This is a genomic window from Exiguobacterium sp. s56 (assembly GCF_018618255.1).
Classification (GTDB): Bacteria; Bacillota; Bacilli; order Exiguobacteriales; family Exiguobacteriaceae; genus Exiguobacterium; species Exiguobacterium chiriqhucha.
On sequence record NZ_JACSLR010000001.1, the window covers coordinates 413411 to 429272 of the forward strand.

Genomic DNA, 15862 nt, shown 5'->3' on the forward strand with positions numbered 1-15862 from the left:
ACCAAGGGGGAGTTTTTGTGGAACATCTATTGGCACAACGTGTAAAGCAGTTGACACCTTCAACGACACTCGCCATCACAGCGAAAGCGAAAGCGTTAAAGGCTTCGGGACAAGACGTCATCGGCCTCGGCGCCGGGGAACCGGATTTCAATACGCCGGAACGTATCATCGAGGCAGCCTGTCAGGCCGCGCGCGATGGTGACACGAAGTATACGCCATCAGGCGGGACGGTCGAATTGAAAGACGCGATCATCGAGAAGACGAAGCGCGACAGCAACTTGACGTTCACGCGTGCGGAGGTCATGGTCGCCTCAGGTGCGAAGCATGCCCTCTATACATTGTTCCAAGCGATTTTAGATGAAGGCGACGAGGTCATCATCCCGGTACCGTACTGGGTCAGCTATCCGGAGCAAGTGAAGCTCGCGGACGGTGTCCCGGTCTACGTCGATACGAACGAGTCGACGATGTTCAAATTGACGCCAGAGTTGCTCGAGGCGGCCATCACGGATCGGACGAAAGCGGTCATCTTGAACAGTCCGTCGAACCCGACCGGTATGATTTATACCGAGGCCGAGCTGTCGGCACTCGCGGACGTCATCAAACGACACGACTTGCTCGTCGTCAGTGACGAGATTTATGAGAAACTCGTCTACGGCGATGCGGAGTTCGTCTCGATCGCGACGCTTCCAGGGATGTTGGAGCGGACGATCATCATCAACGGCGTCTCGAAGTCACACGCGATGACCGGATGGCGCATCGGTTATGCGGTCGGCGATAAGACGATTATCGAGGCGATGACGAACCTCGCATCGCACTCGACATCGAACCCGACGTCAATCGCCCAAGCGGCGGCGGTCGAAGCGTATAACGGGCCACAAGACGACGTCGAGATGATGCGTGTCTCATTCGCGGAACGACTCGAGATCGTTTATGAGCGTTTGATTGCCATCCCAGGCATCACATGCTTGAAGCCGCAAGGCGCATTTTACTTATATGCCAACGCCAAAGAGGCGGCATCGATGAGCGGGTACGACTCGGTCGACGCATGGTGTGAGGCTGTGCTCGGCGAAGCGTTCGTTGCCCTCGTCCCAGGCTCAGGTTTCGGACAGGACGACTACGTCCGCTTGTCTTATGCAACAGAATTGAAACGGGTATTAGAAGCGCTCGATCGAGTAGAAGACTTCATTACACGTAACGCTCGATAAGCGAAAGGATGGATATGGATATGACAACTATTTCAATCAGCCAATTTAAAGATTACGAAGGCCAGACGGTCCGCGTCGGAGCCTGGATCGCCAACAAACGTTCGAGTGGAAAGATCGCTTTCCTTCAACTTCGTGACGGGAGCGGTTTCGCTCAAGCCGTCGTCGTCAAAGCCGATGTAGCCGAAGAGTTGTTCGCGCTCGCTAAAGGCGTGACGCAAGAAACTTCGGTCTGGGTCACGGGTACGGTCAAATCGGACGGCGGACGCACGCCGCTCGGCTTCGAGCTCGAAGTGACGGCGATGGAAGTGATAGCGGAATCGGTCGACTATCCGATCACACCGAAAGAGCACGGCACCGAGTTCTTGATGGACAATCGTCACCTTTGGCTCCGTTCGCGTCGCCAGCACGCGATCATGAAAGTTCGTAACGAATTGATTCGGGCGACGTATGAGTTCTACAACCAAGAAGGTTTCGTGAAAATCGATCCACCAATCATCACGTCGAGTGCACCGGAAGGCACGACTGAGTTGTTCGAGACAGATTACTTCGGACAACCGGCCTACTTGTCACAAACGGGCCAGCTATACATGGAAGCTGCCGCGATGGCACTTGGCAAAGTATTCTCGTTCGGACCGACGTTCCGGGCCGAGAAATCGAAGACGCGCCGCCACTTGATCGAGTTCTGGATGATCGAGCCGGAGATGGCATTCTTCGACCACGACATGAGCCTCGAGCTCCAAGAGCGTTATGTCTCGTATATCGCCAAATCGGCGCTCGAGAACTGCCGCAATGAATTGGAACTGCTCGGACGCGACTTGTCGAAACTTGAGAAAGTCCAAGCACCGTTCCCGCGTGTCCGTTACACCGATGCGATCAAGTTCTTGAAAGACGAAGGCTTCGACGACATCGAGTACGGCGACGATTTCGGTGCCCCGCACGAGACAGCCATCGCCAACGCGCATGACCTCCCGGTGTTCATCACACATTGGCCGAAAGACATCAAGCCGTTCTATATGAAAGTCGATCCGGAAAACCCGGAACTCGTCCTCTGTGCCGACTTGATCGCACCGGAAGGCTACGGCGAGATTATCGGCGGTTCGCAACGTGAAGACGATTACGACCGGTTGAAAGAAGAAATCATCAAAGAAGGTCTCGATGAGACGGACGCGTACGACTGGTACCTCGAACTCCGCAAATACGGATCGGTCCCGCACTCTGGCTTCGGTCTTGGCCTTGAGCGTACGGTCGCCTGGATTAGCGGGATCGAGCATATCCGCGAAGCGATTCCGTTCCCACGCCTTTTGAACCGCATTCACCCATAATCGCCAATCGGGGATGACTTCGTCTTCCCCGATTGATTTGTCTAGAAAGGATGTGCGACATGGATGCACATAATCTAATCAAGCTGTTCGAACAAAATCCAGTCGTCGTTCCGAGAAAATTGTTCACGGAGGCGCGTCGCCTCAACTTGAGTCCGGTCGAGTTCAATCTCGTCATCCACTTGCTTGAGATGACGGGGGAAGGCATTGAGATGCCGCTTCCGAGCGAACTCGGAGACCGGATGAATGTGGCCGAGAGCGAGGCTCGTTCCGTCTTGCTCGGCTTGCTCCAAAAAGAGTTGATCGCCATCGATGCGTCGACCGAGGTTGAACGATACAGTCTGCTCCCGTTGTTCCTTGCACTCGAAGAAGGGGCGACACCTGAAAAGTCGGCTCATTCGTTAAATGAGAACATCATTCATACGTTTGAGCGCGAGTTCGGGACGATTACCCCGTTCGAGATCGAACAGATTGTCGGTTGGTTGACCGAGGACGGCTTCAGTGAAGAGCTGATTATGGCCGCGCTTCGGGAAGCAAAGCTTCGCAACGTACGCAACTTTAAATATATGGACAAGATTCTCAGAGTGTGGCAAGACCATAACGTCGAGTCACTCGAGGACCTCGTCGATTATCAACGGAGGAAAAAGTGATGTTGACGAGAGCCCAATTGACCGAAGTGTCTGACACGATGCGTCGCATGTTTCCGGACGCCCACTGTGAGTTGACGCACCGTAATCCGTTCGAGCTTGTCGTGGCCGTGGCGTTATCGGCGCAGGCGACCGATGCACTCGTCAACAAAGTGACGCCTGGTCTGTTCGAGACCTATCCGACCGTCGAATCGATGGCTGCGGCTGACGTCGCCGACATCGAGGCGTTAATCAAGCGCATCGGTCTCTATCGGAACAAGGCGAAAAACGTGAAGGCGCTCTCGATGCAAATCGTGGAACGTCACGACGGGATCGTCCCGTCGGATCGCGAATCTCTCGAGGCGTTGCCTGGCGTCGGACGGAAGACGGCGAACGTCGTCTTGTCCGTCGCGTTTCACGAACCGGCATTCGCCGTCGACACGCACGTCGAGCGCGTCTCGAAACGTCTCGGCATCTGTCGTTGGAAAGATAACGTCCGTCAAGTCGAGGACACGCTCATGAAGAAGTTCCCGCGCGAAGAATGGTCACAGCTCCATCACCAGTTCATCTTCTTCGGCCGCTATCACTGCAAAGCGCAACGTCCTGCTTGCGAGACATGTCCGCTGCTCGATATGTGCCGCGAAGGGAAGAAACGAATGAAGTCCAAGCAAGCGACCGGACAATGAACGGAAGCGTCTTCCTGATCACGAAATCGGGAAGACGCTTTTTATACGCACGGGGGTATTTTTTGATATACTCAATCCAGCAACCAGTTGGCAAGGAGGATGTATATGAATCAACCACGTATCGGCGTCCGAGAAAATCGATTCAATTTTATACTGCTCGTCGTGACAAACTTCTTTGTCGGATCGATGGTAGGGCTTGAGCGGACAATCTTGCCTATTATCGGAGAAGAGGATTTTGCTCTCATCTCGACGAGTGCGGCACTCTCGTTTATCATCAGTTTCGGATTCTCGAAGGCGGTCGTCAATTACTTCGCAGGAGCCATCGCCGACCGATACGGTCGCAAAAAAGTGCTCATCTTCGGTTGGGCAATCGGGCTCCTCGTTCCCGTGCTCGTCATATCAGCATCGGCATGGTGGGTGATTATCGTGGCGAATGTCTTGCTTGGGGTCAACCAAGGGCTGACGTGGTCGATGACGGTCAATATGAAAATTGATTTGGCCAAACCGACGGAGCGGGGACTGGCGGTCGGACTGAATGAGTTCGCGGGTTATATTGGCGTCGCCGTGATGGCGGCGGTGTCCGGGATGGTTGCCGTCACATACGGCAGTCGGCCGGAACCGTTCTACATCGGTGTAGTCGTCGCCTTGATCGGTCTCACGTTATCGTTGTTCGTCCGCGATACGACGAAACAATTACAGCTTCAGTCTATAGGTCAACCTGACAAGACACGTTCGCCGAAACAGGTATTCCTGGCGACGACATGGAGAAATCGTTCGCTCTCGAGCCTGACGGTAGCCGGTCTGTCGACCAATTTGAAGGACGGCATGGCATGGGGCTTGTTCCCGATTTATTTTGCCGCCCAAGGGCTGAGTCTCGCGGAGATCGGGCTGATCGTGGCGCTCTACCCCGCGGCATGGGGCTTCTTTCAACTGTTCACCGGTGTGTGGAGCGACCGCATCGGACGAAAAGGGTTGATTGTCGCAGGGATGTGGGTTCAGGCCGGCTCGCTATGGGCGATTCTCGTCATGACCGACTATTGGCAATGGGTGTTCGCAGCGGTCATGCTTGGCATCGGGACGGCGATGGTCTATCCGACGCTCCAAGCCTCAATCAGTGACGTCGCCGAACCTTCGTGGCGCGCCTCGGCGATGGGCGTCTATCGTTTTTGGCGCGACAGTGGCTATGCGTTCGGGGCTATATTCGCCGGGCTGTTGACCGATGTCTTGTCCATCGGCTGGGCAATCGGATTGGTGGCCGTGATCCCGTTTTTGGCCGGGCTCAACGCGCTCATTCGTTTGCGGGAGACGCTCCCGGGCTTGCGCCGAACATAAAAACTGCCTTGCCGAATGATGATCGGCAAGGCAGTTTTTAGTGATTCCACGGATGGTCGCTCCATTCGCGGCGCTTTTTCGTAATCGGTACTTTTTTGAATCCCCAGTTGCGGAAATCTTGGTCAGGACTTTCTTTACGAATGTAAATCTTGTCCTTGATGGCTTTGAAGATGCGGTTCTCATCCCCATAATGGACGAACCGTGGTTTTACTTCGATGACGCCGCGACGCACGCGCGAGAGCGGGAGGCAGACGAGGTCAGCGATTTCGAGACCCGACTGATACACCGTGTTCTGCTTCTCTGAAAAGATGAAGCCTTTGATTTTTTGACGGCTCTTCTCGACGTCGAGATGGACCGTCCCCGAATTGAAGATATCGAAGAACGCTTTTTGGATGAGCAAGTTCTGATAGTCATCCCGTGACTCCAAGACGACGCGGGCGCTGACGGCTTCCGTCTCTTCCAAAAACGCATAGAACGACTTCATCAAGTGAGCGAATGCGACGACGTACGGGTCTTTCGGTGTCGAGTAGAAGTCATGGAGCTTTTGTTTATCGACCTCGACGCTGACGATCGTACAGTCGATATCGCGCAAGAAATCAGGCAACTTGTTCCAGAAATCACGAAGCATATCGATCGTGATGCCGTCTTCTTTCCCGTACGGATGCTCGGCTTTTAAAATCTCTTTTAAATGGAGCGGGATATTTTCTGTCTTGAACACGTCGCGTTTGAAGGCGTGTAACCGACGTTTCAATTCGCAAGGCATGCCGGCCTCGTCGGCATCAATTGCATATTTATATTCCATCAATACGCCGGTCAGATTGAATTGCGTGTTCCCCTTTGGCGTTCCCGTCTCATCGACGAACATGACATACTTCTTTTGTGTTTCCATCTTACTCCTCCAACCATGGCTCTACTGCTTATAAAAGCGGGCCTGCTAATTGTTTATCAACCTTGGGTTACACTATTTATTGCACACTTTTTAGAAACTTCCGTCAATCTGCGTTTAATCCGCCCTGATTATGGCTAATAAGTAGAAGACTTATTTCAGAAAAATAAATAGCTTCTCCGTAACAAGGTCGTGTCAATTTGACTACACAATGCACTACATACTAGTTTAACATACGGGAGTTTGGTACGATATGGATTGCGGAAAATCCACACAGGAGTCGAGCGACAGAACTCGACAATCAGACTTCAGACGGAAGGAACGGCTGGGCGAACCTGTTAAACTAGATATTAGGGGTGACGACATTGTTCCATTATCCAAACGGAAAAAAGCCGCAACCTTCGGCTGGGCCGGCCCGATCGAATCCGCAGACGTATGCGAACCGAGGCATGAACCTCGAGACGCTGCTGAACGACACGAACGAGTTTTATCGGCTCCACAGTCGGGCGGTCATCCATAAGAAACCGACGCCGCTGCAAATCGTGAAAGTCGATTATCCGAAACGGAGCGCGGCGAAAGTAACCGAAGCGTATTTCAAGCAAGCATCGACGACCGATTATAATGGGGTGTATCGCGGCAAGTATATCGATTTCGAGGCAAAAGAGACGAACAATAAAACGTCGTTTCCGCTCGGAAACTTCCACGACCACCAAATCCACCACATGCGCGAGTGTGAGCGGCATGGAGGGATTTGTTTTGTCATCATTCGGTTTAGCCGCTATAATACGCAATATGTGTTATCAACGGAGCAATTATTAGTCTGGTGGGAACAGCGCGAATCAGGACGCAAGTCGATTCCGCTCTCCTATATCGAGCAAGAAGCAATTGAAGTTCCAACCCGGGCGATGCCGGCCATCGATTATTTGACGGCGATTGAAGCATGGCTCGATTGAAATAGAAGGAGTGAAGCGTGAATGGAACGAAGTCGGATGGCACGTCGACAAGACACGACGACCAATAAACGTAAACCAGCGGCCAAAAAGCCGAAACCAAAAGCGAAGAAGTCGAAGTTTCGACGCATAATAACGATTTTAGGGATTTTATTCATCATCGGCGTCATCGCCGGCGGCGCATACACCGCGTATGCGATCGCGACAGCACCACCGCTCGATGAAGAGAAATTGGTCGATACGTACCCGATTCAGCTGCTATCGGCTGAAGGTGAACCGCTCGAAGAGAACGGACAGATTCGCGAGTACGTCTCGATTGACGATATCTCGGAAGTGATGCAACAAGCGGTCATCTCAATCGAGGACCGTCGTTTCTATGAACATAACGGGGTCGACTTGCGTCGCATCGGCGGCGCCGTGCTCGCGAACGTGACCGACGGCTTCGGGGCCGAAGGCGGTTCGACGATCACGCAACAGCTCGTCAAGCAGTCGTTCTTATCAACGGATAAAAAGTTGAAACGGAAACTGCAAGAGCAGTGGCTCGCCATCAAACTTGAGCGCGAATACACGAAAGAACAGATTTTAGAGATGTACTTGAACAAGAACTATTATGGTTCAGGGGCATGGGGTGTCCAAGCGGCTTCGAAGACATACTTCAATAAGCCGGTCTCGGAAGTGAACTATCAAGAGGCGGCCATCTTGGCCGGTCTCCCGCAACGTCCGAGCGCCTATGACCCAATCAGTGGTGACCAAGAGCTCACGCGTTACCGTCAAGAGCAAGTGCTCTCTTCGATGAAGCGTGACGGTCACATCACGGAAGAACAATACAATGAGGCGCTCGACGTCGAGATTGCGGATATCATCTCGCCGGGTGCCCAATCGGAAGAAGAGTCGTATACACGTTCGATTTACGCCCGCGTCCAGGCCGAGCTCGAAGAAGACTACGGTCTCGAGCAGGCCGATATTTACGGGACGGGCTTGAAAGTATACACGTCAATCAATAAAGAGTTGCATACGAAGTTCAACAGCGACATCAAAAACAATAACGTCAATCTTCCTGCAGATCAGTTCCCAGAAGATCTTCGTATGGGTGCGACCGTGCTGAATACGAAGACGGGTGAAATCGTCGCCGTCATTGACAGCGAACAAGCGAAACAAGGCGATAAGAACTATCGCGACTATTCGCGTGAGAAACGTCAAATCGGTTCCACGGCGAAGCCGTTCTTCGATTACGGTCCAGGCATCGAGAATGCGCAATGGTCGACGGGGAAAGTGTTGATTGATAAAGCGTTTGACGAGGACGATAACTATAAGCCACTAAACTATTACGAAGGTTTCCGCGGCGCGAATACGATGCGCTATTACTTGACGATTTCCGGTAACACCCCGGCCGTCCGTGCCTTTTATGAAGTACGCGACGAGTTCGGCCAAGACGCGATTCAATCGTTCGTCGAGAACGTCGGCATCGAACCGTCGATGTCAGGCGACGAGATGAACGCGTCGAACGCACTCGGGACGGCGGAAGCAAGCACGACGCAAATGGCGGCTGCTTACGCTGCGCTCGGGACGAACGGGATGTACACGAAGCCGCACTTGATTCAAAAAATCGAGTTCAACGACGGATCGACGATCAATTCGCCAATCAAGGCGAAGCAGGCGATGGAAGACTATACAGCGTATATGTTAACGGACATGCTCCGTGACGTCGTCAGCGGTTCGAACGGCACGTATGAGCCTGGTGCGTTCCCGTGGGATGTTGCCGGGAAGACCGGAACAACGACCGATGAAGAGGGCGACGAGAAGGATAAATGGTTCACCGGATATACGACCGACTACTCAATCTCGGTATGGACGGGTCGTTCCAGCGCCACACCTGTATCTGTGATGAAGCCGAACTACGCCCAATACTATTTCGAGTATATGATGCAAGAAGTGACGAACGCGACGGGACAACCGGACCGCTTCCAGCAACCGGAATCGGTGCTCTCGCTCGGCAATGAGTTGTACGTCAAAGGGACGAAACCGAAAGATTTACAGCCGGATAAACTGGCCGCTCCGACCGGCGCATCGATTGACTATGATGTGCCAGGTGAGACAGGCACACTCTCGTGGTCGTATGACACACAAGGAGTACAAGCCGCTGGCTATCAAGGTCTTTCTTTCACCGTGACGGAGACACGTCCGGACGGTAGCGAACGTGTCGTCGGGACGACCGAAGACACGAGCATCGCCATCGCCGGTCTGGCGGAAGGGCAGACGACGTTCACGATTGTCGCCAACGCGACGAATGCGCTCGTCGGTGATCAACAATCGAGCCCACTTCAAACGTCTTACACGGTCGAACGAGGCGAAGAGCCTCCGGCCGAAGAGGAAGAAGAACCAGCCACGGAAGAGACGCCGCCTGAAGAGGAAGGCGAACCGACCGATGGCGAAAATACTGAGAACAACGGCAATAACGAGAATAATGAAAACAGCGAAAACAATGAGAATAACGGCAACGACACGAACACCGAAGACGAGAATACGGAACCACCGACCGAAGAAGAACCACCAGCCGATGAGACTGATGGGGAAGCGGATACGAATGGAGACGTCAGCCGTCAATCGACAGACTCGAATAGCCAGGGTAACGGCAACGGGAATGGCAACGGTGGTCGTGACTAAAACCGACTCACAGCAAACAGGGCGACATCAGCGCCCTGTTTTTCTGTTTCGTTTGCTATAATGAAAAGAAAGCGAATAGGATGGTGACACATGGTACAACTCTCACTGAAACGCAAGATGAAAGTGTTGTTTGTGATCGACCGACTGCAAGACGATGATTTAGGTATTCCGTTACACGGTATCAACGGCTTGAAAATGAGCCGATTGCTCGTCGAGGAGTCGATTCCGTTCGGACGTTTGATTGATGATCAAGCTGTGGCCGAGGCCAGTGGCCATCCTTATTTGAAACGAATCGGCGTCGAGACGATGTTCCTCGGCGACGAAACATTCTATCCAGAACTTCTGCGGGGCAAGCGTCAAGCGCTCGCGACGCATGAAGATTATCATAAAGCGGTGCAGCGTTACACGAAACACTTGCAAGCCGTTCATTCGAAATGTACGAAGCTACATACCATCGTCTTGTTCGGACGATCGACGCAACGGTTGTATGACGATGCGATCATTCGTCTCGAAGAAGAGAATGGACATGTCGCCGACGCCTTCAAAGAAATGGCTGTGCTGCGCTTACCTGCTGTCCATCGGCTCGTACGCGATGAACGAATCGGCGAAGTGAAAGCTATCGTGGAGCGACTCGCACCTTCGAAACCATAAAGAAGGTGAACCTCATGCGGAAAAAACGTTCCGTGGAAGAAATGATCCATACGCTCAAGACCGACCCGGTTTTTTCTCAAAACGTGACACATTGGCATACGGTCGAGGCGAAACCGGCTCGCTACGCACCGATTCCGTCGAGTGTGCCGCCAGATCTTGTCCGAGTGTTGCATAGCCGGGGAATTGAACAACTGTACACCCATCAAGCCGAAGCAATCGAGCAGACGTCGCGTGGGAACTCGACGGTCATCGTCACACCGACCGCATCCGGGAAGACGCTCTGCTACAATTTACCCGTCCTGTCGAAAATGATTGAACAACCGAACGCCCGGGCGCTCTATTTGTATCCGACGAAGGCGCTCGCGCAAGACCAAAACAGCGATTTGATGGAGATGGTCGAAGCGCTCGAGGGCGACTTGCGTTGCTTCACCTATGATGGTGACACGGCACCGGCAGCCCGAACGAAAGTACGGGACGCCGGCAATATCGTCATCACGAATCCAGATATGTTGCATTCCGGCATCTTGCCACATCATACGAAATGGATTCGCTTGTTCGAGAATTTAGAGTATATCGTCGTCGATGAGCTTCATACGTATCGCGGCGTGTTCGGTAGCCATGTCGCCAACGTCTTCCGCCGCCTGAAACGGATTTGCGCCTATTACGGGAGTCATCCGAAATGGATTATGACGTCGGCGACGATTGCCAACCCGGTCGAGCTGGCTGAACTGTTGACGGAAGAAGACGTCGTCCTCGTCGACAATAACGGGGCGCCACAAGGCAAGAAGCATTTGATTTTCTATAACCCGCCCGTCGTCAATGAAGCGCTCGGCATTCGCCGGAGCGCGACGCTCGAGACGAAGCGCATCGCCTCAAAATTGGTCGAGGCGGACATTCAAACAATCGTCTTCGCCCGCTCACGCGTCAGGGTCGAGGTGTTGTTGACGTATTTACAAGAATTGACGCGGCGCGAGCTCGGTCCAAAGTCGATTGTCGGGTACCGAGGCGGTTACTTGCCATCGGAGCGTCGCGAAATCGAGCGTCGGCTCCGTAACGGGGAGATTAAGGCCGTCGTCTCGACGAATGCGCTTGAACTCGGCGTCGATATCGGCCAATTGCAAGCGTGTGTGTTGAACGGCTATCCGGGAACGGTCGCCTCGATGTGGCAACAAGCCGGCCGGGCCGGACGCCGTCATTCCGAGGCGCTCGTCATCTTCGTCGCCTCATCGTCATCGCTCGACCAACTCGTCGTCGAACAGCCCGATTTGATTTTAGACCGGTCTCCGGAAGCGGCTCGTCTCGACCCGAACAATTTAATCATCCTCGTCGACCATATGAAATGTGCCGCCTTCGAACTGCCTTTCCAGAAAGAGGAGCGGTTCGGCACGGTCGAGACGGAAGAGATTCTCGATTTCTTGACGGACGCCCACATCTTGCATGAACGGGCCGATAAATATTATTGGATGACTGATGCGTTCCCGGCCCATGACATCTCGCTTCGGACGAGTGACCAAGAGAACGTCGTCATCGTCGATCAAACCGCGAAGAACCAAGTCATCGGTGAGATGGATACGTTCAGCGCGATGACGTTGCTCCACGACGAAGCCATCTATTTACATGGTGCCGAGCAGTATCAAGTCGAACGTCTCGACTTCGAAGAGAAGAAAGCGTACGTCCGACGCGTCGACGTCGACTACTATACGGACGCCAATTTGGCAGTCGAACTGAAAGTGTTGGAAGAGAACAAGACGACCGGCGTGAAGACGTTCGGGGAAGTGTCGGTCATCGCGATGGCGACCCTGTTCAAGAAAATCAAGTTCGGGACGCATGAGAATATCGGTTCCGGACCGATTCACTTGCCGGAGCGGGAACTTCATACGACCGCGACATGGTTCACGCTCGACGAACGGTTCGCCTATTCGGAAGCCGATATGGAAGACCAGCTCGAGGCGGTCAGCGATCTGTTGCGACGCCTAGCCCCGCTCTATTTGATGTGTGACACGCTCGACCTGTTCACGACGATTCAAATGAAAGCGACCCATACGAATAAACCGACCGTTTATTTATATGATCGTTATCCGGGCGGCATCGGGCTGAGCGAAGCACTTTATCGCGACGCCGATGAGGTCTTGGATGCGGCCATTCGAACGGTCGACGATTGTCCGTGCGAGAGCGGTTGTCCGCGCTGTGTCGGAATGATCGGCTACGGTGACTTTAAACAGCAGGTCGTCAGACAGTTGCAAGCATTGAAAGGAACGATATGAAAGCAAAACTATCACGACTCATTAAAACGAATGAACCGAAACAGGTGACCGTGACGCCGGACGACGTTGAACAGGCGAAGTGGCGCGAGCGCGGCGGAGAGATTTTGACGTTCGAACAAGAGTGGTGCGTCCGCTTGAAACAGATTTATCCACTCGATGAGACGTACCATGACTATACGTTCGGAGAGGCCAAAGCCTCGCTTGCGACATCGACCCACCCGTTCTTTCAAGTCGATGTCCCATCCGAGCAGGTATTGTTCATGGACACGGAGACGACCGGGCTTCGCGGCTCCGGCACCTCCATCTTTTTAATCGGCTTCGCGCGTTTCCAAGACGATCATCTGGAGATGATTCAATACGTCTTGCCGCACCCGGCGTTCGAGACGGCGTTCTATTATCACTTCTTGAATGACATCGGCGACGAGGTTCGGTTCGTGACGTATAACGGCAAGTCGTTCGACTGGCCCCAAATCAAAACGAGGCATACGTTCGTCCGTTCAAAAGTGAAGGCGCTCCCGGCTGTCGGCCACGTCGATTTGTTGCATGCCTCGCGTCGTCTACTGAAACCGACGCTTGAATCAGTCTCGCTCAAAGCGGTCGAAGCCCACTTCGGCCACGCCCGGACGGACGACATGCCCGGCTTTTTGGCGCCGATGCACTATTTCCAATACGTAAAGGAGCGGGAACCGGATATCATCCAGCCCGTCATCGAGCACCATCATGCCGACTGTTTGAGTCTCGTCTCGCTCTATAAACGGCTCTGTCATCTCGTCGAAGTCGACGAGACGCCGTTCGGCGAAGAGCGGGCCCACTGGTTGAACGATCTCGGCAATGCCGAGGCGGCGCTTCAAGAATATGAACGCCTTGAACGGCCGACGAAACGGGCCTTGATGCGTCAGGCGCTCCTGTTGAAACGGACCGGCCAGATGGAGCAGGCGCTGCCGCTGTTCGAACAGGTCGGCACGGTCGAGGCACTCGTCGAGTTGGCGAAATATGCCGAGCATCATCAAAAAGACATCAACCGGGCCATCACGTTCACCGAGCAGGCGATTGAGCTCGCGGAACGAAAAGAGACGGTGCTTCGACAGACCGCCTTGACCGAGATGCGGGCGCTCCGTCACCGGATGAGCCGGTTAGAAAGGAAGCGATCATGAAAGTTGTCGCCATCACCGGATATCGGCCACACGAGCTCGGCATCTTCAAAGCCGACCATCCCGGCATCGATATCATCAAGGAAGCTTACGAACGAAAAATCATGGAAGCAATCGAACTTGGGGCCGAATGGTTCATCTTTAGTGGGACGAACGGTTGTGAATTGTGGGCTGGAGAAGTATTGTTAGAGTTAAGAGAATCTTATCCAATCAAAATTGCCGTCTTTCCACCTTTTTTACAGATGGAAGAGAAGTACAAGCCGTTTGAACAAGAACTGTTCATCCGCATGCAGCTCGAGGCTGACTTTTTTGAACCGCTGACCCAACGTCCTTATGAGGATCCGAGCCAATTGCGCGCAAAAACCGCCTTCTTTTTGGACAAAGCAGCAGGATTAATCACGCTGTATGACGAAGAGACGGGGGGAAGCCCTCGTTTTCTCGTCGAAGGGGCTAAACGAAAACACCAGATGGAGTTATTCTTGATTACACCGGAAGAGTTACGTGTAATCGAAGAAGAAAAACAATGGGAACAACATTGGGAGTGAAAATCATGCAGACCGAACTAACAGCTGAAGCCATTTATAAACAAGAATTCAAGACCGCCCTTCGTGGCTACTCGCAAGAAGAAGTCGACCAGTTTTTGGACGTCGTCATCCGCGATTACGAGAAGATGACGAAAGAAATCGAACGGTTGCGCCAAGAGAACGAGTCGCTCCGTCGCGGTTCGAACGAACAAGCGGCAGACCCGGTCAAACCGGCCCAGCCTGTCGCGTCGAACTATGACATGTTGCGTCGCATCTCAAATCTAGAAAAGGCCGTCTTCGGAAAACAGGTCGGTCCAAGCGAATAAAGGGAGGAGGCGGAGAAGATGTTACAAGTATTGACGGCCGTCAAAAAAGAACCTGAGAAACGACAGACGAAAGGCTTGTTCCGTACGAAAGAAGAAGTCATCGCACCACCGAAATCATACACGGACGAGATCGTCGAGATCATTCGTCACACGTGTCGCTTTGATTGGATGATGATTGAACACGTCCAGCTCGGCGAAGATGTGCTCGATTATGTATTGGTCGGACCGAAAGGCGTCTTTTTAGTCCGCATCAATCGGACGACGTCGGCCGTCCATATGACGAACCGGGATTGTCGTCTCGAAACGCCGCTCGGCTGGAAAAACATCTATCCGCATCCAATCGAAGAATTAGAGCGGATGACGAAACAAGTCCGAAGCGCCCTGAAAAAAGAATGCGGGCAAGCGATCCCTGTCTCGTCATTCCTCATTTTCCCTGAGGCGGAACGGCTCAAAGTCGAACGGGTCAAAGCGAATTGTGCGGATACGTTCGATGTCGTCGACGCCGTCATCACGAAAACGAAGCTCGACTTGTTATCGGAAGCGACCGTCAAACAAGTCGCCTATTACTGTGTCGAACGCCAAATACATAAATAAAAATGGCGCTGAAGAGTCAGCGCCATTTTTATTTCAACAACTGTCGCGCCTGCTGTTCATCTTTCCGATGGACGAACAAGGCGACCCGGTCATCCAAGTTTTTCGCGAGCGGGCGGAATAGGCGTCCGGTCGGCAACCCGTGCTCGACACGGCAAGTGATCCCTCGTTCCGTCAAGTACGTGTAGTCGTCGAGGAGCGCCTCGCCTTGTTTGCCGAACGCCTCACCGAAGCGGACCCACTGCAGGTTGCGGACGGCGCGGACTGAGACGAGCACGACGAATGTGATGCCTAAGACGATAATTAAAATAGTTTCCAAATTCAAAGCGTTCAACCCCTTCTTTACATAATTTTAAGGGCGCAACCGCTTGAAAGCAACAACGATAGACCGGTATACTCAAAAGAAAGTGAGGGATGACTATGAAAACAACGATTCAATCGCGTCGCGAAGCGGTGACGCTGTTAGAAGACAAGCACGTGCTCTACATCCGGATTCATAACGGGCAGACCGGGATGATCAAGCAAACTGAGGACGGTATCATCATCGCAATCCCGAATGAAGAGACGGACAAAGTTGATTTTCGTAAGTTGGAGGACATCGAAGCATTCGAGACATTTTACGACTTGACACTGTCGAAACCGGGGACGCTCTATTATAATCAATCGTAAACAAAAGCTCCGCTCATC

16 protein-coding genes are annotated in these 15862 nt (G+C 53.0%); 14 read left to right on the plus strand and 2 right to left on the minus strand.

What is annotated here, in order from left to right:
* The first annotated feature begins 17 nt into the window (after nucleotides 1–17).
* The 5 genes from KNP71_RS02150 to KNP71_RS02170 all read left to right on the plus strand — a co-directional run bounded on the left by KNP71_RS02150 (nucleotide 18) and on the right by KNP71_RS02170 (nucleotide 5168).
* The gene (locus KNP71_RS02150) at nucleotides 18–1205 is read left to right on the plus strand and encodes a pyridoxal phosphate-dependent aminotransferase (RefSeq protein ID WP_021067225.1); all 1188 of its coding nucleotides are present in this window, start codon (nucleotides 18–20) and stop codon (nucleotides 1203–1205) included.
* Between the two features lie 20 nt (nucleotides 1206–1225).
* Complete coding sequence (gene asnS, locus KNP71_RS02155; RefSeq protein WP_021067226.1) at nucleotides 1226–2527, plus strand: asparagine--tRNA ligase; 1302 nt, start codon at nucleotides 1226–1228, stop codon at nucleotides 2525–2527.
* Between the two features lie 59 nt (nucleotides 2528–2586).
* Nucleotides 2587–3174 carry a DnaD domain-containing protein gene (locus KNP71_RS02160; RefSeq protein ID WP_021067227.1) on the plus strand — a complete coding sequence of 196 codons (588 nt, stop codon included), beginning with the start codon at nucleotides 2587–2589 and terminating at the stop codon, nucleotides 3172–3174.
* A complete protein-coding gene (nth, locus tag KNP71_RS02165; RefSeq protein ID WP_021067228.1) occupies nucleotides 3174–3836 on the plus strand; it encodes an endonuclease III in 663 nt (220 codons plus the stop codon). The genes KNP71_RS02160 and nth overlap by 1 nt, the downstream gene beginning before the upstream one ends.
* Nucleotides 3837–3941: 105 nt before the next feature.
* Nucleotides 3942–5168, plus strand: coding sequence for an MFS transporter (locus KNP71_RS02170; protein WP_029595651.1), 1227 nt, complete (start codon nucleotides 3942–3944; stop codon nucleotides 5166–5168).
* A 37-nt stretch (nucleotides 5169–5205) separates the two neighbouring features.
* Here KNP71_RS02170 and KNP71_RS02175 read toward each other — a convergent pair whose 3' ends face one another.
* A complete protein-coding gene (locus KNP71_RS02175) occupies nucleotides 5206–6057 on the minus strand; it encodes a DUF3800 domain-containing protein (protein WP_021067230.1) in 852 nt (283 codons plus the stop codon).
* Nucleotides 6058–6410: 353 nt separating this feature from the next.
* On the opposite strand from KNP71_RS02175, the gene recU reads away from it, so the two are divergent.
* From recU to KNP71_RS02215, 8 genes are all read left to right on the plus strand, one after another.
* The gene (recU, locus tag KNP71_RS02180; protein ID WP_029595649.1) at nucleotides 6411–7007 is read left to right on the plus strand and encodes a Holliday junction resolvase RecU; all 597 of its coding nucleotides are present in this window, start codon (nucleotides 6411–6413) and stop codon (nucleotides 7005–7007) included.
* Nucleotides 7008–7028: 21 nt separating this feature from the next.
* Nucleotides 7029–9668, plus strand: coding sequence for a transglycosylase domain-containing protein (locus KNP71_RS02185; protein WP_021067232.1), 2640 nt, complete (start codon nucleotides 7029–7031; stop codon nucleotides 9666–9668).
* Between the two features lie 90 nt (nucleotides 9669–9758).
* Nucleotides 9759–10319 (plus strand): hypothetical protein, encoded by a 561-nt coding sequence (locus KNP71_RS02190; protein ID WP_251132728.1) that lies wholly within the window; start codon nucleotides 9759–9761, stop codon nucleotides 10317–10319.
* Nucleotides 10320–10333: 14 nt separating this feature from the next.
* Complete coding sequence (locus KNP71_RS02195; protein ID WP_214829884.1) at nucleotides 10334–12583, plus strand: DEAD/DEAH box helicase; 2250 nt, start codon at nucleotides 10334–10336, stop codon at nucleotides 12581–12583.
* Nucleotides 12580–13737: a ribonuclease H-like domain-containing protein gene (locus KNP71_RS02200; protein ID WP_214829886.1), complete on the plus strand. Its 1158-nt coding sequence runs from the start codon at nucleotides 12580–12582 to the stop codon at nucleotides 13735–13737. The genes KNP71_RS02195 and KNP71_RS02200 overlap by 4 nt, the downstream gene beginning before the upstream one ends.
* A complete protein-coding gene (locus KNP71_RS02205; protein WP_214829888.1) occupies nucleotides 13734–14279 on the plus strand; it encodes an SLOG family protein in 546 nt (181 codons plus the stop codon). The genes KNP71_RS02200 and KNP71_RS02205 overlap by 4 nt, the downstream gene beginning before the upstream one ends.
* A 5-nt stretch (nucleotides 14280–14284) precedes the next feature.
* Nucleotides 14285–14584: a cell division regulator GpsB gene (gene gpsB / locus KNP71_RS02210; protein ID WP_029595643.1), complete on the plus strand. Its 300-nt coding sequence runs from the start codon at nucleotides 14285–14287 to the stop codon at nucleotides 14582–14584.
* 18 nt (nucleotides 14585–14602) lie between these two features.
* Entirely contained in the window at nucleotides 14603–15178 is a 576-nt protein-coding gene (locus KNP71_RS02215) for a nuclease-related domain-containing protein (RefSeq protein ID WP_029595642.1), read from the plus strand.
* 28 nt (nucleotides 15179–15206) lie between these two features.
* On the opposite strand, the gene KNP71_RS02220 is transcribed toward KNP71_RS02215, so the two are convergent.
* Complete coding sequence (locus KNP71_RS02220) at nucleotides 15207–15500, minus strand: hypothetical protein (protein WP_241764590.1); 294 nt, start codon at nucleotides 15498–15500, stop codon at nucleotides 15207–15209.
* Nucleotides 15501–15595: 95 nt separating this feature from the next.
* Here KNP71_RS02220 and KNP71_RS02225 point away from each other — a divergent pair, with 95 nt between their 5' ends.
* Nucleotides 15596–15844, plus strand: coding sequence for a hypothetical protein (locus tag KNP71_RS02225; protein WP_029595640.1), 249 nt, complete (start codon nucleotides 15596–15598; stop codon nucleotides 15842–15844).
* Nucleotides 15845–15862 lie beyond the last annotated feature (18 nt).

Coding starts and splice junctions, on each gene's coding strand:
- KNP71_RS02195 (WP_214829884.1), top strand. CDS start 10,334: ATGCGGAAAAAACGTTCCGTGGAAGAAATGATCCATACGCTCAAGACC.
- KNP71_RS02185 (WP_021067232.1), top strand. CDS start 7,029: ATGGAACGAAGTCGGATGGCACGTCGACAAGACACGACGACCAATAAA.
- KNP71_RS02225 (WP_029595640.1), top strand. CDS start 15,596: ATGAAAACAACGATTCAATCGCGTCGCGAAGCGGTGACGCTGTTAGAA.
- KNP71_RS02170 (WP_029595651.1), top strand. CDS start 3,942: ATGAATCAACCACGTATCGGCGTCCGAGAAAATCGATTCAATTTTATA.
- KNP71_RS02205 (WP_214829888.1), top strand. CDS start 13,734: ATGAAAGTTGTCGCCATCACCGGATATCGGCCACACGAGCTCGGCATC.
- KNP71_RS02160 (WP_021067227.1), top strand. CDS start 2,587: ATGGATGCACATAATCTAATCAAGCTGTTCGAACAAAATCCAGTCGTC.
- gpsB (WP_029595643.1), top strand. CDS start 14,285: ATGCAGACCGAACTAACAGCTGAAGCCATTTATAAACAAGAATTCAAG.
- KNP71_RS02190 (WP_251132728.1), top strand. CDS start 9,759: ATGGTACAACTCTCACTGAAACGCAAGATGAAAGTGTTGTTTGTGATC.
- KNP71_RS02175 (WP_021067230.1), bottom strand. CDS start 6,057: ATGGAAACACAAAAGAAGTATGTCATGTTCGTCGATGAGACGGGAACG.
- KNP71_RS02215 (WP_029595642.1), top strand. CDS start 14,603: ATGTTACAAGTATTGACGGCCGTCAAAAAAGAACCTGAGAAACGACAG.
- KNP71_RS02200 (WP_214829886.1), top strand. CDS start 12,580: ATGAAAGCAAAACTATCACGACTCATTAAAACGAATGAACCGAAACAG.
- asnS (WP_021067226.1), top strand. CDS start 1,226: ATGACAACTATTTCAATCAGCCAATTTAAAGATTACGAAGGCCAGACG.
- nth (WP_021067228.1), top strand. CDS start 3,174: ATGTTGACGAGAGCCCAATTGACCGAAGTGTCTGACACGATGCGTCGC.